We start from the raw sequence: 22930 nt of genomic DNA, 5'->3' as shown, positions 1-22930 counted from the left end.
CGGACCGGATCTGATTAGCGAAGGATCTCGATAGCAAATACTTTCTTTTGGGTCTGCCCATCGCTAATGGTAGCCACTACCCGACCATATTCTAGGGAGAATAAAATATCAATGGGATTCTTTCGCTGAAACCTGGTCTTGGTACGCAGGTAATTGACAATATTTTTCTCGTAGAGCTTGAGCATACGCTTATCCCAATTCTCCTCCTTGATACGATTGAGGAAGATCCGATAGCCTGATCCAGTCTCCAACAAGCTTTCGATCTTATCGGCATCCTGCGGCAACTGCAAGGCTCTTCCCTCCTTTGCTCCCAGTTGATGGGCATGCTGATCGGGGCTTTCCTTATCATCATAAGGCGTGAGCAGGAAGCCTGTCTTTTCCTTGACATCGGGCCACTCAAAGCGCTGCAGCACAAAGTCGGCATAGCCCGACTCGACGAGCTCGCGAAACGAACTTTTGGTGACTTGTTCAAAGGGATTATACAGCATAGAACTAAGATAGGATTTATATCCTAAAAAAGGCCGGAATAAACCAGCCCTCATATTTATAGTTATGATCCCAATAATGGGATAGTCGGTTTCAAAAAAATGCTGGCCTAACAAGTGCAAATCAAGCCAGCAAAAGCAATCTTCTCATTTTTCGAATAAAGGACAACAGAAATATAATATTCGTTTGATCTTTTTATAAAAAGGTTTCGTCTCTTCGACCTTACAATTATTTTATTTAAATGAGAGCTTATTCAAAACGGTATTGTCTAAGACCAACTTAACCTATAAAAAGAAAAAGGCCACTTAGACAGTATCCAAGTGGCCTTAAAATCTTATATTGTAATCTGTTTTATTTTCCTTTAGCCTTCTCTGCCTCGATCTGCTTTACAAACTCTATAGTGACGTCCGCTAATTCGGCTATCTCCGATATCGAAAACTTATTCGAAGACAAAAGATTTTTTATTACTTCCGCCTTTCCTTCAGCTTTTCCGATAACTTCTCCCTCAGCCATTGCTTTTTCGCGCGCTCGTTTCAATTGCTCCTCCTGACTACTTCGGATACTCTCGGCATCCCATTTATTCCTTAAACTTACGTTGTACATCTCTCGTTCCTCCGGTTTTAGTTTGCTATACTCTGCTAACTGAAATAACTTCTCAAAAATAGGCTTACGCAAATAAGTGGAAAGTCCATTTAGCGAAGACATATTTTTGAGTACATAAAGCCAACGATCTAAATCATTAACTAACTCTGCCTCAGCTTTAACAAAGTTAACCAATTCCACATATATAAAGCCTAGATCGTCATAAAATATTTTACCATGATCTCGATAACATAAACAAATATCGTGCAGAAAATACTTCTCATCCCCCGCATCAGGCATTGCAAATCCATCCATCAGTACAATGATATAAACTTCACTAATTGCATAATTCCAAGCCCTTCGGTTGCCTTTGGGTGCCTGATCCGCTATCAATTTACTGCTGTAATAAAGCATGCGCTTTTTCAAATTATCCTGCGCCGTGCGCTGCACTTCAATAATAAAACGTTCGCCATTGTCTGCCGTGCAGGTCAGATCAAAAATAACGGTACCGATATCCTCTGTATCCCCGACATGCTCATTTTTGTTATAATACAGGTCGGCAATAATCTTGCGTCCTCTAAACAGTTCGTTTAAGAAAGCGATCAGAAGATCTTTATTGGTATCTGATCCGAAAACTTTTTTAAATCCATAATCTGTTGTAATATCGATATATTTCGACTGTTTCAACTCACTCATAATACATTGTTTTTAAATTGGTTAACAATGCAAATATAAGTAAAAAAGCATTTTAATACTAATATTTTTAGCGTAAAAACATTAGTATGTATATGAATTAAAACAACTTCCCCAATGAAGATCATTTCCGTCCTATTCACTCCTCGGATCGGGTTTTAGTGGCATCTTGGCACAGCGGATCACCTCAATAGAAGGGCAACCATATTCCAGAACAATTTTGCCTTCAACCAAATAGATTCCGGCCCCACGGAGCGGATATTTGGCTAAGGTCTGTGGGAAATGGACGGTATCAAAAAATCGTCCCTCGGCATCGAGGAAAGTACCAAATTTCATCAGGTCGCCACGCTTGGTCTTCACAAATTTCTCACAGACAAAATCCCCCACCACACGGACTATCTTTCCTTCATGCAGATGGAGTTCCCGAGCGGGCATATCGCCCCGGTAATCGCTTTTGGTAAGATCAAATAGCGTACCCGTTACGCAAAAGCCAATCAGCTCCATCTCGTCATAATAATCCTCCAGGATATCTTCTTCCAAAGGGGGAAGAATAGGCTTGCGACTTTCGGTCTCAAAGAGCGCCATACCTGCTGCGACAGGCTTATGCTTGCTCATCATCAGGTGAGCTGCCCACAGCAATTGCTTTTTCCCCGTCCCCGTAAAGCGCAAGGCACCTACACGAATTAGGATAACAACCTGCTCAATACCCGTCTGTGTCCGTTTGACAAAGTTTTCCAGGCTCGTGTACTTGCCATTGGCTTCGCGCTCCTCAATAATGCGATGGGCCAGTTTACCTTCCAAATTGAGCAGGCAGTCAAAACCCAGGTAAATATCCTTACCCTGAATGGAGGTATTAAAGACCGACTGATTGACACACGGCAGGCAGATATTGCCCCCTGAAATTCGTGCTTCATTGACATAGACCTTACGATTGTAAAACCCACCATAATTGTTGAGCACCGCAACCATAAACTCCAAAGGATAGTAGGTCTTGAGGAAAAGACTCTGATAACTCTCTACGGCAAAGGATGCTGAATGCGCCTTGTTAAAGGAATAACCGGCAAAACTCTCCATCTGCCGCCATATCTCGCGGCTAGTCTTCTCGTCATAGCCTTTGGCCTTACAGTTGGAAAAGAATTTATCCTCGATTTCGATCAGGTGGTCTTTGCTCCGGTATTTGCCCGACATCATCCGCCGGAGCACATCGGCATCGGCCATATCGAGCCCGCCATAGGCATTGGCGATCTTCATCACATCTTCCTGATAAACCATCACGCCGTAGGTCTCTTCGAGCTGCTCCTTAAATACGGGGTGTGGATAGACGACCGTCGTGGGGTCGTGATGCCGACGGATGTACTCGCCCATCATGCCCGAACTGGCCACACCAGGCCGAATAATGGATGAGGCAGCCACTAACGTCAGGTAATCATCGCAGCGCAACTTGGTGAGCAGCTGCCGCATAGCCGGACTCTCGATATAGAAGCAACCGATGGTATTGGCTGATTTTAATTGCGCTGCAATATGAGCATCCTGAAAGAAACGCTTGGGGTTATCGGTATCAATGACTACCCCCAAGTTTTCCCGCACAATGGTACGGCAATCTTTGATATGGCCGATGCCACGTTGCGAAAGGATATCGAACTTTTCAAAACCGATATCTTCGGCCACATACATATCAAATTGCATAGTCGGCAATCCTTTGGGCGGATTGTCCATCGCCGAATAACAGGTCAATGGTTCCTCTGAGATCAGTACGCCGCTGGCATGGATGGTGCGCTGATTGGGAAAATCGGCCATGCGGTTGTAGACGCTCAGAATGGTATTGGTCACCTCATTTTTGTTGAGCATATGCTCGGGTTCATGCACGAGACGGTCGATCTCGGCCTTGGGCAGTCCATACACCTTACCCAGCTCGCGCAAGATACTCCGGGAGCGAAAGGTGCTCATGGCCCCCATTAATGCCGTATGTCCTGTCTGATAACGGTTGAAGATATAATCGTACATCTCGTCGCGCTCATTCCAGCTAAAGTCCACATCAAAGTCGGGCGGACTCTTGCGCTTGGGATTGAGAAAACGCTCAAAGGGAAGCTTGAGCGCAATGGGGTCAACATCGGTGATCCCCAAGCAATAAGCAACAGCAGAATTGGCTCCTGAGCCACGGCCTACATAGTGAAAATTGCGGCCCCGTGCATAGCGACAGATATCGTCTGTAATGAGGAAATAACTGGAAAAACGCAGGTTTTCGATAATCTCGAGCTCCCGCTGAATGCGTTCGGTCGCGACCCGGTCATTGCGACCATAGCGCCTGGTAAAGCCATCCATGCAGTACTTGTGCAGGAGCTGCTTGTCGTTGTAGCGGTTACCAGTAAAGGTTGCTTTATTCTTGACACTGGTAAAATCAAAGCTGAAAGAACACTGGCCTAGTATACGGTTGGTGTTGGCCAGCAATTGGGGCAAGTCGGAAAATAAGCGCATCAGCTTCACACGAGTAATGAATACCTCGTCCTCGGCAGCTATCTGCTCATCGCCGAGCTGCGAGATCAGCAAGTTGTTATCAATCGCCCTCAACTGTCGATGTAAGGTATAATCGGCCTTTCGGAAACTGACTGGTGCGAGTATTACACAGCGATCGAGAACCTTACGATCCATCAGCTGAGCGCGTGTACGCTCGCTGGGTCGGATGCCGATGTATTCGAAATCCCGCAATGGAAAACCATTGAGCTTGCTAAAGGGATAGATGACAAAGACATGCTCAAATTCGGGCGCACGCTCTGGTGTAGCGCGGTTTTCTAGATTGAGTTTGGTGCGGTATTCATTGATCTCACGAAAGCCCTGTTCGTTTTTGGCAATAGCGACAAAACAAAGCTGATCGCCGTTGCGGAATTCCATTCCCGCCAGTAAATTCAGTCCGGCAGCGCGGCCCAGTTTAATGAAGTCCAGCGATCCCGAGCTGTTATTAATATCGGTAAGCACGGCGGTATCATAACCGCCGGCCAGCATGCCCGAAATAAGATCCTGCAGGCTGAGCGTGCCAAAACGCAGGCTATAATAGCTATGTAGATTTAAGAGCATGCTCCCCTCCTTTCTCTGGCAGCGGTGCACAGATGGCCTTCATCAGAAATTCGGCCCCATAGCGTTTTCGGATCTTGTCCATAGCCTGCATGAGGTTGACCTCCTCGGCACTGTCGTCAAAGAGATCGGTCTGATAGGAACCATAGATCAGACCGGAGAATTTGATCCCGATAAGCCTTATCAGCATCCTGCGGCTATAGAGTTTCTTGAAGAGTGCAAGTACCACATCGGTAAGCTTTCGATCCGAATTGGTATAGCCAATCTGTAGTTGTTGGGTATGGGTATCGAAGTTGCTGTAACGGATCTTGAGGGTAACGCAGCTCGTCAGCTTCTGCTCTTTGCGCAGATCGAAAGCGAGCATATCGACCATACTGATCAGCGTTCGGCGAAGGACATCCATATCGATGGTATCCTGCTGAAAGGTATTTTCTTTGGACATGGACTTTTGCTCCCGAAAAGGCAACACCAGGGAATCATCGAGCCCATTGGCTTTACGCCAGATGTTGATCCCGTTTTCCCCGAGGACCTTCTGCATGGTGAACACTTCCATCTGCTGTAAGGTTCCGATTTTGGAGATCCCCATATTACGGAGCAGGGTAAAGGACTTCTCGCCGACCATGGGAATTTTACGGATGGATAGTGGTGCGAGGAAACCTTTTTCGGCACCATTTTGCACCTGCTTTTCACCACAGGGTTTGGCTGTACCGGTGGCAATCTTGGAGACGGTCTTGTTGACCGACAGGCCAAAGCTAATGGGCAATCCAGTCTCTCGGATAATACGCTGGCGGAGTTCCTGGGTCCATTTCCAACAACCAAAAAAGCGGTCCATACCAGAGACATCAAGGTAATGTTCGTCTATACTGGCTTTTTCGACAATAGGCGTTTCTTCCTCGATAATTTGTGTAACTATACCCGAATAATGACTGTACCGATCGTGATCGCCCCGTACGACCACCGCCTCTGGACACATGCGCAGCGCAAGCCGCATTGGCATAGCGGAATGCACCCCAAACTTGCGGGCCTCATAGGAACAAGATGCAACTACCCCACGGTCACTACTTCCTCCTATGAGCACAGGTACTCCGATGAGTTTGCTGTTCTGCAAACGCTCTACAGATACAAAAAATGTATCGAGATCACAATGTACTATACTCCTCTCCATGTTTTTTCAATTGTATCAAAAGCCCTGTATTGTCGCCTTTGATTTTTGGTAATTGCTGCATTCAAAATTACTAATATTATTAGCAAACAATCAACAGCGAGAAATGATTTAATTTTTATCACATTCATTGTCAGCGATATAATTTATAGTAAAGGATTGGCTTAAACTTCACTTACTTATGGCGGAAATGCGGTGCGCATGCCTATAAACCCATGAAAGGAAATCTGGAGCAACTGCTCGCTCAAACCAGCACAACTCCACTTTGGGAGGACGATTTATTGTCAATAGACGATGCGCGATTATTGGTGGGTACAGAAAGCGTACAAGATGATTGGATCGTGCTGGTAAAGCAGAAAAGGGGGAAATAAAAAGCCTCCCTTGTTAATCGTTAAGGGAGGTAATGCTTATTAGATGCCCGCCTTGGTTACATGTTAACGGGCTTCGGCGGCTTTGAGCTAACGCAAAAGACCTTACCTAATTACCTTATCATTGCTGTTATTGATTAGCCTTAGTATTGTTGCGAGCGGAAAGAACTCAAAAAAACAATAGAGCAATTCGAAGACTCTTCGACAGAGATTGATTCTAGTGAATTTAAAAATAATATCATTCCACCATACAACCTATTCTATTTAATCTTCATCACCTTCATTTAATGAATTATTCTTTCACCGTGAACATCACCGAACACCTAATGGTTTGACACATATTGATGTTGCATATACGTTATCTTTTGAGAAAAATACCCTTCATTGAGATGTGAATAGTTGTGTGCTATTATTTTTTGAACCAAAGTTGTTTTGGATGTGTTCCTTTAAAACACAGATTAATAATTGGTTAAATGTACACACATTCTAAAATATAAATTATGAAAGCAGCAGTATTCCATAAGCCCGGCGATATCAGGGTCGATAATGTACCTGACCCAGCTATACTTGACCCAAGAGACGTCATTCTAAAAGTAACCGCGACCGCAATATGTGGCTCCGATCTACATATTCTAAGCGGTGCAGTCCCGCAGAAGGAAAACCTGATCATGGGACACGAATTTATGGGCATCGTAGAGGAAGTGGGCTCAGAAATCACCAATCTAAAAAAAGGCGACCGTGTAGTAGTCCCCTTTCCGATCGCTTGCGGAAAATGTTTTTTCTGTACGCATGAAGCATCTCCTGCCTGCGAGAATTCAAACTTTAAACACTATGGTCCCAACGGGGATTTGATGGATCAAAAAGGTGGTGCACTCTTTGGCTATACTGATCTTTACGGAGGATATTCTGGCGGTCAGGCTGAATATGTACGCGTTCCTTATGCCGATATCAGTCCTCGGATTATTCCCGAACACCTGACTGATGAACAGGCTTTGTTTTTAACAGACATTTTTCCTACCGGATGGTCTGCGATTGATTGGGCAAATCTGAAAGGCGGTGAAACTGTTGCAATCTTTGGTTCGGGTCCTGTCGGCCTGATGGCTCAAAAAGCAGCATGGCTTAATGGTGCTGGTCGAGTTATCGCTATAGACCCACTGGACTATCGATTGGAGAAAGCGAAAGCAGTCAATAACGTTGAAATCCTAAACCCACATAAAGTAGATGTTATTCAGGCAATTCGTGAAATGACTGACGGAAGAGGAGCCGACGTGTGCGTAGATGCAGTAGGCTTTGAGCCCGAACGAAATTTTATGGATAAAGTAAAAGCAACGATAAATTTTGAAAAAGGGTCGATAAAAGTATTGGAAATGTGCTTTGAAGCGGTCAGACGAATGGGAACAGTATCGATCATGGGCGTATATGGTTCACCATACGATAATTTCCCACTATTCAGGATTTTTGATAAAGGTATCACCATTAAGCAGGGTCAAGCCCCTGTTCTTAACTATATTGACAAGCTTGTGAACCTCGTCAGCGAAAATAAAGTAGTTCTCGATGATATTATCACCCACACCATTCCGCTTACTGAAGCGGAGCATGGCTATAAAATCTTCAATGAGAAAGAAGACGATTGCGTTAAAGTAGTTTTGAAACCCTAAGATAAATTTGCGAGGAAAAATCACGAAAAACGAGCAGGCTTGCTGTAAACATTAAATGATTTTTCCTCGCGGTTTATCGTTCGGTTAATGCGGATAGGCCTTTTCGCAAATCGCTAAAATAGCTTCGCAAGTATTCCTTCAAAAGTTACCAAAATATTTTCTCCATATTTTTGCTGTGCTTTGGTCTACTTTCTCTTCAAGCGTGTAAGCTGTAATCCCCCCTTTAAAATTAGCTGCAGCACTTTCGATCTGGGACCACCCCATCTGCAAATATTTTTTGTAAATCAATCATACGCTTTAAGACGATAGTAAATACTATATCAGATAATTAGAGTTTATTTCTATGCATTATTGAAGCTACAATAGTTCATTTATTTTTAAGTAATACCGCAAAGCTAGTTTTGGTAGACTTGTATCGATTTTCTATATTACCCCAATTTATAAACGGCTAAATCTATATTTGCTGTCGGCTTTTATAATTTATCAAAAATTTTCCCTTTAGGACAGAGTTGAATTCGTTGATACAAATAAACTGTGTATATTTAACATTTACTTATACAATCTCAAACTACCGTTAAACATAAATGCAGAAACCATGATTTTAATTGTAGATGACCAAGAAGAAAACATATTTTCATTAAAGAAGCTCTTAGAATCAAAAAATTTTTTAGTGGATACTGCCCTCTCTGGTGAGGAAGCGCTAAAAAAATCCCTGAAAACCGACTACGTACTCATTATTCTGGATGTCCAGATGCCGGATATGGATGGATTTGAAGTTGCAGCAACCCTACGTGGCCTCAATAAAACAAAAAATATCCCGATAATATTCCTATCGGCAGTCAGCAAGGACAAAAAATTCATTACGCAGGGATATGCTTCCGGTGGTCATGATTACGTCACTAAACCTGTCGATCCGGATATCCTGAATCTGAAAGTCAAAACTTTCTATGATCTCCATGAAAAGACAGTCGCTCTCAATAAAATGCAGGAACAGCTTCTATCTGAAATCGAAGAACGCAAAAAAGCCCAGCGTGCCCTTGAAAAACAGGTTGACCAGCTCCACCTGACACTCGAATCCTTACCGCAGCTGGCTTTCACTGCAAATTTTGATGGGGGCATAAAATTTGTCAATTCCCAATGGTACCGATTTGCTCGGTCCGCTGAATCTTTTCCGCCCACACATCCCGATGACGAGGAGATCAAAATGCTATGGACTGACGCTGTGTCACACAGAACGGTTTATGAAAAAGAAGTCCGCATCAAAGAGCTTAGCGCAGAAAATTACAAATATTTTCTTCTTCGCATAGCACCGATACGCGAGCAGGAATCGGGCCCAATTTGGGTGGGAACCCTGACGGACATTGACCACAGAAAACAATTGGAAAAAAAGAAAGACGAATTCTTGAGCATTGCCAGCCACGAACTAAAGACACCTCTGACCAGTATTAAGGGTTATGTGCAATTTATGATGCGTCTGATCGGCTTAAACGACATTTCTTCTATCCAAAAACATCTCCTTACCCTAGATGGACATGTAGATAAATTACAGGAGCTGATAAAAGACCTGCTCGATATTTCTAAAATTGATAGCGGCCAGCTAAATTTAAGAAAAGAGGATTTTGTAATTGAAAACCTGATTGAAGAGACTATATCCTCAATGAGACAGATGAATGCCGATGTTGATTTTTATTTTCATTACGATCCCAATCTTATCAACCACATGATAAAAGGTGATAAGAGGCGTATAGAGCAAGTCTTGATCAATTTTCTCAGTAATGCGATAAAATATTCAGTCAATAGGCCCTGTATAACAATAGACATACAATATGAATCTGACTCAGTTAGTGTATTTGTCACCGATTGCGGTATAGGTATCCCGGAAAACAGGCAAAAACACGTGTTTGATAAGTTTTACCGTGTGGAAGAATCGTCCGTAAACTTTCAGGGTCTGGGGATTGGTCTTTATATCTGCGCTGAAATAATTAAGCAGCACAATGGAACTATCGGTGTACGCAGTGCCCCCACAGGAGGATCTACTTTTTATTTTTCTTTACCTTTAAATTGAACCAGGCAATGCCAAAACGTTTTTTAAGAGATCTGCAGATCGGCTTTGGATTTTCACTGGCCCTGTTATTGACCAGTTCGACAGCATCATATCTAAGTATCCGTAATCAGATCCATAATAGTCAAATGGTTGATCACAGTAGACGTGTCATTGCACGCTCGAACAGAATTTTGATCGACCTGCAAAATGCCGAGACTGGACAGCGGGGGTTTCTGCTCACCGGAAGAGAACATTTTCTGGAACCCTATTATAGCAGTTCCCGCTCCCTCCCTCAGTCAATTGCCACCGCCCGTGACCTGGTATCGGACAATCTCCCGCAGCAAAAAATAATAGATAGCATCGGCCAGCTGGTCGAGTCCCGATTGAATAAACTGGCCGGACTGGTTAACATAAAAAAGGCCCGGGGTACGGTGACCTTAGCGGACATGGAGGAGGGCAAGAAATATATGGACAGATGCCGTGCGCTTCTCGCCAGACTTGTGGACAATGAGGAGAAATTGCTCGACAGTAGGTCCGGAAGGCTCAATACGGCATCAACATTGACTTCACTTTTTGTGATCATCGCTGCGATTTTTTCGCTGTTCATTACCATATTTTCTTATATAAGGCTTAGAAGGGACCTGGCGAAACGGGTACAGCTCGAACAAGACCTTAAGAAAAAAGATAGGGAGATCACCCAAAGACTCGTCGCAACACAACGTATTGCGGGACAGATTGCTGCCGGAAACTATTCGGTTAAAATCAATGACCAGGAGCATGATGAACTAGGAAGTTTAGCCGGTTCACTAAACAATATGGCAGATTCGTTAAAACAATCTTTCGATGAACTTAGCGACAATGAATGGCGCCAGACCGGGCTCGCCTTGCTAAACGAAGTTTTAGTCGGCAACAAAGTGAAAGAAGATCTAGTTTCCGATGCATTGCAAATCTTAGTCACTTATGGGGAATGTGCCAACGGCTCCCTTTATATCCTTGAGCATACGCAGCTAGCACTGATAGGAGCCTACGGCCATGAAGATTCGATGCGGCAATTTATCGCACCCGGAGAAGGCGCTGTCGGTCAGGCGTTTGTGGACGGCAAAGTACGGATCATAGAAAATCCATATCCTTCGAAAAATGTGGTCAGTTTTACTGCAGGATATTTACCCCTGCATTCGATCTTATTACTTCCAATTTTTGATGGTCACACCTGCATTGGTGTTATTGAACTTGGTTCTTTCAGGAAATTCGAGGAACCCCAGATGCCCTTTTATAGAGAAGCGGGCCGTCATATTGGTGCAGCGATTGTTGCAGCTCAGGCGCGGCTGAAAGTACAGCAGCTGCTTGAAGAAACGCAATCGCAGACAGAGGAACTTCAGGCACAGCATGCCGAGCTGGAAAATCTCAATGCAAATCTTGAAATCCATACCCAAAAACTCCAGACGTCCGAAGAAGAACTACGCGTACAACAGGAAGAACTGCTGCAAGCCAATAAAGAACTGGAGCAACGCTCTGCAATGCTAGAAGAAAAAAATATACTGATAGCAGACCGAAATCAGGAAATTCAGAAAAAAGCGGAAGAACTGGCGCGGAGCACGAAATATAAGTCAGAATTTTTGGCAAATATGTCACATGAGCTGCGTACACCGCTCAATTCAATTTTGCTTCTATCACGCCTAATGTCGGATAATCCCGAAAAGAACCTGACAACCGAACAGATTGAATCGGCCGAGGTGATCCAATTATCGGGAAAAAACCTATTGACCCTTATCGACGAAATTCTCGATCTTTCAAAAATTGAGTCCGGTAAAATGGAACTCGATTATCAGCAGGTTGCAATTTCGGATCTGACAAAAGACCTGGACAATCTATTTTCTCCGATTATAAGGGAAAAAGCACTCTCATTTACAATAAAATTGGCAGACAACCTGCCAAAGACAATACGTACTGATCGCCAGCGACTGGACCAGATCCTACGGAATCTATTATCGAATGCCATCAAGTTTACGAAAGAGGGACAAGTCACACTTTCCGTCTTCCCAAGCGAGGCACAAGATGGACAGATTGCTTTTGCCGTAACTGACACCGGTATAGGAATTGCACCGGACAAACAGGACGTCATTTTTGAAGCTTTTCAGCAGGCTGACGGATCCACACGGCGTAAATTTGGCGGGACAGGTCTTGGGCTTTCGATCAGCCGTGAACTCTCGCGTCTGTTGGGCGGAGAGATCCGTTTAAGTAGCCAGGAAAAAAAAGGAAGTACCTTTACCCTTTTAATTCCCGAAAATCAGGAAGAAAATACTGTTCCGACAACGGAAGAGCTTATACAGTCCATTGCGGAAAACATCGAAGAAACACAGGACATCATAATGTCCAGTAATCCGCATACCGTTGACATTATCCCGCCGGATGTTGATGATGACCGGAATGATATAAAAGAGGACGATAAAGTGATATTGATCGTAGAAGATGATGTTAATTTTGCTAAAGCGCTGCTTAGGTATACCCGGCAGCAAAAGTATAAAGGGGTAGTCATCGTGCGTGGAGACCAGGCAGCTGATGCAGCGATAAGGTATAAGCCTACAGCGATTTTATTGGATATTCAATTACCTGTAAAAGATGGGTGGCAGGTTATGGCAGAGATTAAAAACAATCCAATTACACGTCCGATTCCAGTCCATGTTATGTCATCTTTTGAAGTTAAACGGGAAAGTCTGCTCCAAGGGGCTATCGATTTTATGGATAAACCTATTGCGCTGGAACAAATGGCGCAGATGTTTATAAAAATTGAGGAAGCACTTGCCCGGAATCCGAAAAAGGTGCTTATTGTAGAGGAAAATTCAAAACATGCAGCAGCACTTGCTAACTTTTTGGAAAGCTATGATATCATTTCTGAAATAAAGACTACCGTTACAGAAAGCGTCGACAGTCTCTATTCTGATAAAGCAGATTGCGTTATACTGGACATGGGCGTTCCGGGCAATATGGGATATGACACATTAGACTCGATACGACAAAAACCCGGTTTAGAAAATATACCTATCATTGTATTCACAGGGAAGAATCTTTCGAAATCTGAAGAGCTAAAATTGAAGCAATATGCCGATTCGATTGTCATCAAAACGGCAAATTCCTACCAGCGAATACTGGACGAAGTTGGACTGTTTTTGCATTTAGTAGGAAACCATCCTGGTGAAGAATGGTCAAAAAAATCGTCTTTAGGAACCATCAGAGAAGTACTGCAAAATAAAAAAGTTCTTATCGTCGATGACGATATACGCACTATTTATTATCTCTCTCAAGCGCTTGAAAGGTATCAGATTAATGTTGTTTCTGCAATGGACGGAAAGGAAGGTCTAGACAAAATTGAAGAACACGATGATATTTCTGCTATTCTTATGGATATGGTGATGCCCGAAATGGATGGGTATGAAACGATTAAAATGATTCGTCAAAATCCCCATTATAGTGAAATACCGATAATTGCCATAACAGCAAAAAACATGATCGGTGACAGGGAAAGGTGTATCATAGCCGGGGCCTCTGATTATATTTCAAAGCCCGTGGACACCGATCAATTGCTTTCATTATTACGTGTATGGTTATACAACTGATTAAAATATGGACAATAAAAGATTGATTCTGATCATCGATGATGAACCTTATAATATTTTTGCCCTAAAATTGGTTCTTAAGTCAAAAGGTTATGCTGTACTAAGCAGTGCTTCCTTAGCAGAAGGGCTTGAAATACTCCATCAGCATAAAAATATCAATATCGTGCTGATGGATATGATGATGCCTGAAATAGATGGATATGAAGGCATTGCCAGGATCAGGGGATCCAGCGAAATATTTAACAATGTTACCATAATTGCGGTTACTGCTCAGGCCATTTCCGGTGACCGGGAAAAATGCCTAAGTGCTGGCGCAGATGGTTATATTTCTAAACCTATAGATATCGACGAACTTATTCCGCTGATCGAAAAATTTTAAGAATGGAAAAGAAGAAAATATTATTGTTTGACGATGAAAAACAATTGCTGGAGATGATTTCTATGATATTGGAGAGCTTCGGATATTCAATAGCTGTGTCCTCTACCTCCCACGACGTGATAGAAAAGGTTACTGAGACAAAGCCTGACTTAATTTTAATGGATAACTGGATACCCTCCATTGGAGGAATTGAAGCGACTCAGTTACTCAAAAACCATCAGGAATTCAAGAGAATACCGGTAATTTATCTTTCCGCGAACAAAGATATAGAAAGCTTGGCTAAACTGGCAGGAGCTGATGACTACCTGGAAAAACCATTCGACATCGTCGATCTGGAGAAGGTGATCAATAAAATGCTAAATTTAAATTATTAAGATCTTTTACTCCCCAAAAATTTATCAATCTGGGGCACCAATTTTATTATTTTAGGGATTAACGACATACTTGATATTTGCACTAATGCTTTACCTGGTATAGACACTATGCTATCACAGCGATTTCAAGTATTAAACGATCTATATTGCGTAGTTTATCAGTTAACGAAACCGATCCCAAGAAGGTTCACTTTATATATAACAAAGGCTTATTACCAGAATCAGCATACACCTCAAAGATCATTGGACTGAAGCATTTGAATGCTGGTATCTGTATTGGATACTCACGACAAATGAACCCCAGGAATTGCCAAAAAGCGATTACCAACTACAACAATATCGGCAGCAGAAACAAGAGTTTAATAATGCGCAGCTGAATAGCATTATTGCTTTGTGGACGGAAAAACAGGCTGACGCCGTCGGACATTTTAAAGCCAGAGGACAAAACATAAATAGTTTGTTTAACAAAAAGGGAGCTAAGGGAATGCGTCGCAATTCACTCCGCACTATTGTGAACAGAGAATTTGAACTATTTACTGATTTTTTTCCAGTATTGTTGGTCAATCCTTCGGTCTGCAGTTCCATCTTGCCGCTACAGGAAGGAATTTTTGATGTGGTCATATTCGATGAGGCCAGTCAGCTGCGTCTTGAAGATACTTACGCTGCCCTGATCCGTGGAAAAGCTAAAATTGTTTCCGGTGACAAGCATCAGATGGCTCCCTCCTCTTACTTCGAAGGAAGTGGAGCGCTACTTGACCCGATTGATGATGAAACAGAAGATTACGAAGATGAATTTTCAGATCGGACTGCGCTGCAAGCTGCTCAGCTTAACCTTGCAGATAGCGAATCGTTACTAGCTTATGCTGTAGACAAAGGGTTCGTCGAATCTTATTTAAAAGTCCATTACCGCTCGAAACATCCTTATCTAATCGACTTCTCCAATCATGCATTCTACGGGAATAGGTTAATGCCTGTCCCAGCGAAAGAGCACTACACGCCTATCGAATATTTACAGATTGATGGTTTATATGAAGGGCAAGTAAATAAACAAGAGGCATTGCAAGTGGTCGAATTGTTACAACAGATTATGAAGGATGCGAAAGATAGTATCCCAAGCGTGGGTGTTGCTACATTCAATATTTACCAACGCAACTTGATCCTGGAGGAGCTGAGTGCAGTTCGTCAGAACGATTCTGTATTTGACAGCTTAATGGCGCAGGCAGGAGATTCATTCTTTGTTAAAAACCTCGAAAACATTCAAGGCGACGAACGAGATATTATCATTCTATCCACGACATTTGGACGGAAGGCTGACGGTTCGTTTAGTCAAAACTTTGGTCCGATTATACAGGGCAAAGGACATCGCATGTTGAATGTAATCATTACTCGAGCGCGGTCAAAGGTATATGTATGTACTTCTTTCCCGCAGGAGTATGTTGGTCAGTACCCAAATCTTATCCAACAGAAGGGCAATAAAGGCCGTGGAATTCTGTACGCTTACTTTACCTATGCGAAAGCGGTAAGTGAGGGTAATGACGAATTGCGAAAGGGCATTCTCCAGCTATTGAGTCAGTATTGTACAGATAAACTGTATGAGCCAGCAGAATTTAGCTTGGGGTCTGAGTCTCCATTTGAAGATGAAGTATTCGAACAACTTGCACAGCATATCGGTGCCGATCGTTTAGAACAGCAGCATTCCGTAGGCGGTTTCCGGATTGATATCGTTGTCAAATCAAAAACAAGCCACAAACCACTCATCGCAATAGAGTGTGATGGCGCGAAATACCATAACAGTCCGGAAGCTTATGCTTGGGACAGTTTCCGACAGGAGCAACTTGAAAGATATGGTTTTGTATTTCATAGGATATGGTCAATTAAATGGTGGGATGATGCCAATGGAGAATTGAAGCGACTAATTGATTTTATCCGTCAACAGGATGAGGAAGAGGCAAATTTAGGTAAGCATGTGCATGCCGCAACGAGGATCAATATAAATGATAATTAGCGAATCGCCATTGATAGAACCGATAATTCGCAGGTAACCAGCACAAATAATGTTATCTCATTGGTTTCCGACTCCTATTAAAGGTTATCGAGGCAACAATCGTAACTACAATAACCTTTAAAAGGGAGCTATTCACACCAAATGACGAAGTCTGATCTCACGTTCAGGCTTGATAACTAAAAGATGCATATTAATTATCACTTTTGATGACATCACTCCTACAGCACTAAATCTAGTTTCGCCAGAAAATCAGGTGGTCAATTTGCAACTAAGAATCGCATGGTCATTTGATACGAAATTTACATATAATAGAAGTTACTCGATATCCTAAAAATACACAGGGTAAAATACCTAAAATCAGCAATACCCAAAACCATATAGGATTTTCAGCCGACAACCATAGCCAACCCACGACCAGTATTATTAAACTACCAACTATAAGATTTTCTCTTGGCTTGCCCCCTATCCTCGTAGTAGCCATTCCACCCAACACACAACTAACCCAAACACAAAAAAGTTTGATGATAAATTGGGAAAAATTGGTGGCAGCGATTTCCTGACTGGTAAATATTTCTAAAGATGACGTGAACAGCAAGCCTTGCATTTTTGCAAAAACAGAACTCATTAATCCTATCGTTCCGAATCCAACTATGACGGAAAATATCTTTCTACAATTCATTATCTAATTGATTTTAAAATTTAACTGGTCTTTCGTTAATACAATTGGATCAATCATTATTTTTTGCACATCAGCCTCAGAGGCGGCTCTGAATGAATGGACAAAACTGTTTAATTTTTCTTTACTATCAGGAATAAATGATGCTGAATTATTTTTTGCATTAGCCTGAAATTTCTGAATTATTGGCTGCATCATGGTATCATAATTGCAACAAGCCGTTTTTAAATCATTCGGATTTTGATGAATAAAATGAGCTAGCGCCTTTGCCCCATAAATTGATAAAGATGCTCCCATTCCCGATAGCGCAGTGGGACAATACCCCGCATCTCCCAATAAAACCACATTACGATTTACTAAAGTGGATGAATTTATCATCCCCATTTTATCAATAAACATTAGACCGTTATCCGCGAAGCGACCTAACAAATGCTGTATATCTTCATTATACCCAGCAAAAGATGTTTTGAGTATTTCATTAGCTTTATTTTGAACAGATGGTAAATCTCCTGTATTATGTAAATAGCACTGAATGGCTATTTCATCGGAAGCAATGGGATAAATAGACAGCATCTTATTCACATCAATATAGATATTAAATTTGCCAACCTCATAAGAATGATGCTCTCTCAATCGTCCACCCCTATAAACAAATTTAAAATCCTCTAGCGTACTTTCCGGAAAATAAATTTGTCTTGTTGTAGAGCGTAACCCTTCTGAAACGATAAGGAGATCGGTCTCCAACACGGTTCCGTTGTTGAGTAATATTTGGACTTTGTCTTCATCATGCATTACGTTTTCAACAGAAGATGAGAAATGAATACTCACTTCATTTTTTACGTCGTTGTATAAAACGTGATGCAATCCGCCTCGCGTTATCAGTACGGAACGTTCAATATTCCCGTTCATTTTCTCATAGCTAAGACTTTGTATAATTGAGTCGTCTGATTCCCTGAAATTTACAAATTCAGAGGGTGACGATGCTTGTTGTAATTGTTCTGCTAATCCTAATTCTTCAATAATACGAACGCCAAAACTCTTAAGCGAAATAAGAAATCCGGATTTACTGAATGATGCCGCTCTTTCCAAAACAGTCACGTTATGCCCTTGTTTGCTCAACAGTTTTGCAACAGTCAATCCAGCGATTCCTCCTCCTGAAATAATAATATTTTTTTTCATTTTTTTCATTTTTATACAGCAAATATCTTTCTATATTTACAGATAAAATAGCCCAAATTAAACTAATAATAGTCCAAAAAATTATGTTTGATGAAAAGCGTAAAATGAGAAAACTTGCTAAAAAACTTGGCATCTCCTTATCTTCCATTGAAAATGAGATAAAATTTTTGCATTTCAACGAATTGAACATTGTGGACTTGATGCCCGAGATGTTAATAATGGTTCGCTCTTTAATTGCCAGCAAGACTTTTGCTTATAAAAGAAAACCAATCAGGACAATAGAAAAAGGACTACTCATTTCGTTTCAAAATATTCTTATTGACAAAAAATCGGCAAATGCCATTAGTAAAAGATCTTTGAACAATCAGCCTCATGTCCGTATTATACCTTCACATTTGGAAAGCGAAGTGCTATTTCCTAAAGATGTCCACGTACAGCAAATCAGCATTTTAGTTGAGCTGGAATACCTGAAACATTTTGTAGCAAATGATGCAGATAAATTGTCTTATCTTTTTGATATAGAAAAAACCTTTTGGATAGAAGAATTTTTGTCACCTGAAATGACTGATCTAGTTGCTCAATTAGCTGACCTTTCAATAGAAAACATTTTACCGCAAGCTTTTTATCGGTTAAAAGCACTTGAACTTATTTATCTGCTTTTCAGCAATTTATTAAAAAGGAAAAAAACAGATTATTTCCATCTTAACAACGCAGAAATTGATGCGGTTTATTTGGTTCGGAATACGATAGCATCAAATCTGGAAAAATCTCTATCTAAAGATGAACTGGTAAAAATAGGTGGAATGAATGAGCTAAAACTAAGAAGGATTTTTACACAAGTTTTTGGAAAAGGAATGTACGAATATTACAATCATCTTCGTATGCAAAAAGCAGCAAGACTATTAAAGCAGGAAAATCTTTCAGTTTCAGAAGTTGGCTATCAAGTAGGATTTAGCAATCTGAGTTATTTCGGAAGGTTGTTTGAAAAACACTTTGGATTAAAACCAAAGAAGTGGCAGGATAAAAATAGAATGTAAAAACCTTATCCCTTTGCAAATTCTACTTTACCGGAAAAATCAGAGGTTGAGAGCTCCATTTTAAATATGCCATCTGAGTCGGTAACGGTACTTCCAATTAGTTTCCCTTTTTCAGATTTAAAATTCACAGATGTATTGCTTGCTTTTTCATTAGTGTCCCCCAATCTAATTACCCCCGATACAATTAGGTTTTCATACATGTTACTTTCATTCTCATCTGTGTAAGCTTGCACTTCAAATCCACCGCTGTTATATCGTTGCACTCTTCTGATAGGATCTTCACTATACATTCTCCGAGAACAACCAATAGTTATAAAAATTATAGATAATAAAACTGTAAAAAATCTGTTCATTAAAATCGATTCGATAAAAAAATTACTTTTATAAACAATAAAGATAAGATTACATTTTTAACATCCCGCAGGTTGACCGTGTTGAACTGTATCATTGTTTTCTACTTTATACTGTTCAGCTTTAATACGATCTATTATACTTTTATTTTCGTGTCCGAGAGCTTCATAAAAGCTTTAGGACCTGTTAATCCCTTCCAAGCCATATCATTGTAAAAGGCAGAATCGAATCCATTGTCTGCATAAAATATTTTAGCGACTATTTCTTCGCCAAAATCCGGCAAGAACAAAGGCATACTGATGTATATCGGAATTTGTGGGCTAAAAGGAGGGTTCCACCTTTTATTTTGATCTTCGTGTACATACGCTAGCCCTTTGAAGTTGCTCGTTGACCAATATTTACCAATAGATAAACCTATATGCCACAGCTCTTGTTCTTTCTTAAATATTTAGAACCATGATATATACGGTTTATGCAGATCAGCAGTATCAAGGCAGGAAGATCCCTCTGTTAGCAGTATTTATAATTGTAAAAAAAGATCACAAAAATAAAGTACAAAGAAGTGTAGTGACACTGAAAGATACAATTACCACAATTTGATTACTTATTTTTACTAAATAAATTAGTATTTTTGATCCATGAAACCTCTTGAAGTCTTTTGCCGAAATCGCGTTATGTATGTCCAAATGACTGTGCATGATAAAAGCATGGGCATGAAAGACTATCATCTTTACAACAAAAATGGGCTTGCTTTTTACGTTTTCAGGAAGTCTCAGGGAGTTTGGGAACTTGCGTTTGGAGAACTTGCAGATGATATAAAGGAAGCATGTATCGATGCACTGATCCTGCGATTCGATAGCGATGTACCGGAGCTATTTTACCACCATGGCGTGCGCCAGGTAGTCGAGGTACGCGCGAAAAAATACAGTCTTTGGCACATTTATCTGAACAATGCTTATGTAGGAAGTATCCAGCACGACAAGTATACTAAGAATTTCGATTATCATATTGAGGACAATAGCCTACTGACCGACGACCAAGTACAAAAATACATCGGAATGATTCAACACGGAGAGCTAAAATGGAGAAAAGATGATAATAGATAATTTCGAGATTATTTGCGCGTTTAACGCTACTTTTTTAACCGTTTTGTCGGTTTCTTTTTTTGTGGCTTTGCTGGTGTCTTAATTTTTTTCTGTACGGTTTCCATGCGTTTTCTCCAGCTGATGATCTGAGATTCTTCATATACAGGAAGGCCTTTATCGTTGAGGAGCCCCATAGATTTAGCTAAACTAAGACTGAGGCGTGCAGACATACTGTTTGCTTTCTTCCAGGTCTGTTGATCGTCTTTAAAATCCTTCTCATAGGCAGCAATAGCTTGCTTAATAATGGCTAGCTCCTTCTTATATTCTTTGAGCTTTCGATAAAGAATCATTAATCTGTTATATGCCCCTGCTTGTAGTGGGTCTTTACTTATGACCAAGTTGTAGCTTTTTATGGCATCTTCGGTTTTACCTTCGAGCTCCTGCAATCGTGCATCTTTTAACAGCTCATTTTTGGATTTCTTAATACCAGTCATATTTATTTTTATCTTTCAATACTATTCATACCTGTGCATGGTCAATACTTTAAGGGGCAAATTCCCGCTAATAAATAGTAGAGTCCTTGTAACCGGAATATCATAATTAAACTTGAGAAAAGTAATGAACAGATTAGCTAGCTCAAAGTTTCATCTCGGTTTCGGTCTACTTCTAGTAAAAGAAGAAGTTTGGCAATAGCGGGTTCCCTCCATTCTTTCGCAAGATCGCCCTCTATAAAACCAAAATCTTCATCTAGGATCATCTGGCAGCCATCCATCGTAATTCTGGCATATGGTCCGTTTTGCCCCTCCTGTCCTACTTCAAAATCACAATATTTTTCTACTCCTATGTTATTTGTCACCGGAATTCCAGTGAACGTTGCTATAGCTGCCATATTTTCATTTTTTATTTTTCAAATAATTTATAAGATCCTCACGACCATTACCAACGTTTTTAATTGCCTCTTCGACTTGCTGCCGGGTTACGCCAAGTTCTTTTGCCAAATAATCGACCTCATAAGATTCACCGCCAGCTACCTGATTGCGATCCCTTGCATCTTTTTTATTTTTATTGTCTGTCATAATAAAGTTTTTGGAATAGAACAACCGCCAACCAATAGAGTTTGAAAACTATCACTATTCTGATGTTGTTCTAAATACAAAAAGGAGGAATTATGCCTTGGTATAATGGAGATTATCCACCATCATATAAAAATCAACCGGTCAACATCCGGGAGAAAGCGACTGAAATCGCAAATGCTTTGCTTGAGGAAGGCGCCGAAGAAGGAATTGCCATAGCAACCGGCCTAAAAAAAGCGAGGGAGCATTTTAAAAAGGTAAAAGAGGAAAATAGAAAGTAAGGAAGCACAAATTATTAAAATCGACGACTATGCCAGAACTACCAGACCTACAGGCCTTCAGCAAAAATCTCACAAAAATGCTTAAAGGTAAAGTGCTTGAAAAAGCTGCCATTCACAACAAACAAAAGACCAAAGTCAGCCTGAATGATCTGCAAACTCTTGAAGGCAAAAAACTCATCAAAGTTTATCGGGAAGGTAAAAGGCTTTTTTTTGATTTTGGCAAAGATGCTATCTTGTCGATTCATCTCATGTTGCATGGCAAACTGATATATTCGGAGGACGAAAACCCAAAGTATGCATTAGTTTCCATGAAGTTTAAGGATGGTGGAACGCTATCCATTACCGACTTTCAGAAGATGGCACATATAGAATTGAATCCTGAACATGCAAAGGTGATGGATGCACTTTCTGAAAAGCTAAATCCAAAATTACTTTTCGGATTGCTGCAATCAAGCAAGGCCAAAATTAAAACTCTCCTGATGGACCAAAATGTCATTGGTGGTATTGGAAATGCCTACGCTGACGAAATCCTGTATGAAGCAGGGATATCACCACTTTCAATTTCAAACAAAATTCCCGAAAAGCAGGTACAACATCTTGCCAAAGCAATTAAGGAAGTACTGGAAAATGCCGAACAGCAGATTCTAAAAGAGCATCCTGAAATCATTAACGGTGAGATAAGGGACTTCATGAAAGTCCATAACAAAAATGCGAAGGTTGATGGTAAGGGTCATGAAATATTGCAAACCAAAATTAGCGGCAGAACTACTTATTACACAGAGCAACAAAAAGTTTTCGAATAGCACAGGATACG

The 22930-nt window shown here is 41.1% G+C and carries 22 protein-coding genes; 11 read left to right on the top strand and 11 right to left on the bottom strand.

From position 1 onward, the window contains the following. Positions 1-14: 14 nt before the first annotated feature. From B3H30_RS24150 to dinB, 4 genes are all read right to left on the bottom strand, one after another. Positions 15-488 carry a hypothetical protein gene (locus B3H30_RS24150; protein WP_286777507.1) on the bottom strand — a complete coding sequence of 158 codons (474 nt, stop codon included), beginning with the start codon at positions 486-488 and terminating at the stop codon, positions 15-17. 349 nt (positions 489-837) lie between these two features. Then, positions 838-1764, bottom strand: a complete 927-nt coding sequence (locus tag B3H30_RS24145; RefSeq protein ID WP_070568761.1) for an Rpn family recombination-promoting nuclease/putative transposase — start codon at positions 1762-1764, stop codon at positions 838-840. Positions 1765-1896: 132 nt separating this feature from the next. Beyond that, the gene (locus B3H30_RS24140; RefSeq protein ID WP_286777506.1) at positions 1897-4833 is read right to left on the bottom strand and encodes a DNA polymerase III subunit alpha; all 2937 of its coding nucleotides are present in this window, start codon (positions 4831-4833) and stop codon (positions 1897-1899) included. Continuing rightward, on the bottom strand, positions 4814-5995 hold the full coding sequence (gene dinB / locus B3H30_RS24135) for a DNA polymerase IV (RefSeq protein ID WP_088161297.1): 1182 nt from the start codon (positions 5993-5995) through the stop codon (positions 4814-4816). The genes B3H30_RS24140 and dinB overlap by 20 nt, the downstream gene beginning before the upstream one ends. A gap of 212 nt (positions 5996-6207) precedes the next feature. Between dinB and B3H30_RS24130 the strand changes: the two genes are divergently transcribed. Together B3H30_RS24130 and B3H30_RS24125 are read left to right on the top strand one after the other, a co-directional pair. Continuing rightward, the gene (locus B3H30_RS24130; protein WP_286777505.1) at positions 6208-6363 is read left to right on the top strand and encodes a hypothetical protein; all 156 of its coding nucleotides are present in this window, start codon (positions 6208-6210) and stop codon (positions 6361-6363) included. Positions 6364-6860: 497 nt separating this feature from the next. Beyond that, on the top strand, positions 6861-8018 hold the full coding sequence (locus B3H30_RS24125) for a zinc-dependent alcohol dehydrogenase (RefSeq protein ID WP_088161295.1): 1158 nt from the start codon (positions 6861-6863) through the stop codon (positions 8016-8018). 138 nt (positions 8019-8156) lie between these two features. On the opposite strand, the gene B3H30_RS24120 is transcribed toward B3H30_RS24125, so the two are convergent. Next, a complete protein-coding gene (locus tag B3H30_RS24120; protein ID WP_262507993.1) occupies positions 8157-8282 on the bottom strand; it encodes a hypothetical protein in 126 nt (41 codons plus the stop codon). A 331-nt stretch (positions 8283-8613) separates the two neighbouring features. Between B3H30_RS24120 and B3H30_RS24115 the strand changes: the two genes are divergently transcribed. The 5 genes from B3H30_RS24115 to B3H30_RS24095 all read left to right on the top strand — a co-directional run bounded on the left by B3H30_RS24115 (position 8614) and on the right by B3H30_RS24095 (position 16434). Further along, entirely contained in the window at positions 8614-10083 is a 1470-nt protein-coding gene (locus B3H30_RS24115; protein ID WP_088161294.1) for a hybrid sensor histidine kinase/response regulator, read from the top strand. An 8-nt stretch (positions 10084-10091) separates the two neighbouring features. Continuing rightward, positions 10092-13676, top strand: a complete 3585-nt coding sequence (locus B3H30_RS24110; protein ID WP_286777504.1) for a response regulator — start codon at positions 10092-10094, stop codon at positions 13674-13676. Between the two features lie 7 nt (positions 13677-13683). Then, positions 13684-14055 (top strand): response regulator, encoded by a 372-nt coding sequence (locus B3H30_RS24105; protein ID WP_286834913.1) that lies wholly within the window; start codon positions 13684-13686, stop codon positions 14053-14055. 2 nt (positions 14056-14057) lie between these two features. Next, positions 14058-14429 carry a response regulator gene (locus B3H30_RS24100; RefSeq protein WP_201639335.1) on the top strand — a complete coding sequence of 124 codons (372 nt, stop codon included), beginning with the start codon at positions 14058-14060 and terminating at the stop codon, positions 14427-14429. A gap of 307 nt (positions 14430-14736) precedes the next feature. Further along, complete coding sequence (locus B3H30_RS24095) at positions 14737-16434, top strand: AAA domain-containing protein (RefSeq protein ID WP_070568404.1); 1698 nt, start codon at positions 14737-14739, stop codon at positions 16432-16434. Positions 16435-16717: 283 nt separating this feature from the next. Here B3H30_RS24095 and B3H30_RS24090 read toward each other — a convergent pair whose 3' ends face one another. Beyond that, entirely contained in the window at positions 16718-17113 is a 396-nt protein-coding gene (locus tag B3H30_RS24090; RefSeq protein ID WP_070568406.1) for a hypothetical protein, read from the bottom strand. A 3-nt stretch (positions 17114-17116) separates the two neighbouring features. After that, positions 17117-18289, bottom strand: coding sequence for an FAD-dependent monooxygenase (locus B3H30_RS24085; protein ID WP_175442031.1), 1173 nt, complete (start codon positions 18287-18289; stop codon positions 17117-17119). An 83-nt stretch (positions 18290-18372) separates the two neighbouring features. Between B3H30_RS24085 and B3H30_RS24080 the strand changes: the two genes are divergently transcribed. Next, positions 18373-19326 carry a helix-turn-helix domain-containing protein gene (locus tag B3H30_RS24080; protein WP_070568412.1) on the top strand — a complete coding sequence of 318 codons (954 nt, stop codon included), beginning with the start codon at positions 18373-18375 and terminating at the stop codon, positions 19324-19326. Between the two features lie 5 nt (positions 19327-19331). Here the strand turns inward: B3H30_RS24080 and B3H30_RS24075 are convergent, their stop codons facing one another. Next, positions 19332-19679 carry a hypothetical protein gene (locus tag B3H30_RS24075; RefSeq protein WP_139145060.1) on the bottom strand — a complete coding sequence of 116 codons (348 nt, stop codon included), beginning with the start codon at positions 19677-19679 and terminating at the stop codon, positions 19332-19334. A gap of 711 nt (positions 19680-20390) precedes the next feature. On the opposite strand from B3H30_RS24075, the gene B3H30_RS24070 reads away from it, so the two are divergent. After that, complete coding sequence (locus B3H30_RS24070; RefSeq protein WP_139145061.1) at positions 20391-20783, top strand: hypothetical protein; 393 nt, start codon at positions 20391-20393, stop codon at positions 20781-20783. Between the two features lie 26 nt (positions 20784-20809). Here the strand turns inward: B3H30_RS24070 and B3H30_RS24065 are convergent, their stop codons facing one another. The 3 genes from B3H30_RS24065 to B3H30_RS24055 form a co-directional block, all read right to left on the bottom strand. Continuing rightward, complete coding sequence (locus B3H30_RS24065) at positions 20810-21256, bottom strand: tetratricopeptide repeat protein (protein ID WP_070568421.1); 447 nt, start codon at positions 21254-21256, stop codon at positions 20810-20812. 137 nt (positions 21257-21393) lie between these two features. Beyond that, on the bottom strand, positions 21394-21651 hold the full coding sequence (locus B3H30_RS24060; protein WP_286777501.1) for a hypothetical protein: 258 nt from the start codon (positions 21649-21651) through the stop codon (positions 21394-21396). 4 nt (positions 21652-21655) lie between these two features. After that, positions 21656-21838, bottom strand: coding sequence for a DUF3606 domain-containing protein (locus B3H30_RS24055; protein ID WP_070568428.1), 183 nt, complete (start codon positions 21836-21838; stop codon positions 21656-21658). A gap of 92 nt (positions 21839-21930) precedes the next feature. On the opposite strand from B3H30_RS24055, the gene B3H30_RS24050 reads away from it, so the two are divergent. After that, on the top strand, positions 21931-22116 hold the full coding sequence (locus B3H30_RS24050) for a hypothetical protein (RefSeq protein WP_070568431.1): 186 nt from the start codon (positions 21931-21933) through the stop codon (positions 22114-22116). Between the two features lie 29 nt (positions 22117-22145). Next, complete coding sequence (locus B3H30_RS24045) at positions 22146-22919, top strand: Fpg/Nei family DNA glycosylase (RefSeq protein WP_070568434.1); 774 nt, start codon at positions 22146-22148, stop codon at positions 22917-22919. Positions 22920-22930 lie beyond the last annotated feature (11 nt).

It is taken from the genome of Sphingobacterium sp. UBA7038 (assembly GCF_002494055.1).
In the GTDB taxonomy this organism is placed as follows: Bacteria; Bacteroidota; Bacteroidia; order Sphingobacteriales; family Sphingobacteriaceae; genus Sphingobacterium; species Sphingobacterium multivorum.
Note: the sequence above shows the minus strand (reverse complement) of the source record. Positions and strands in the feature narration are given on the sequence as shown.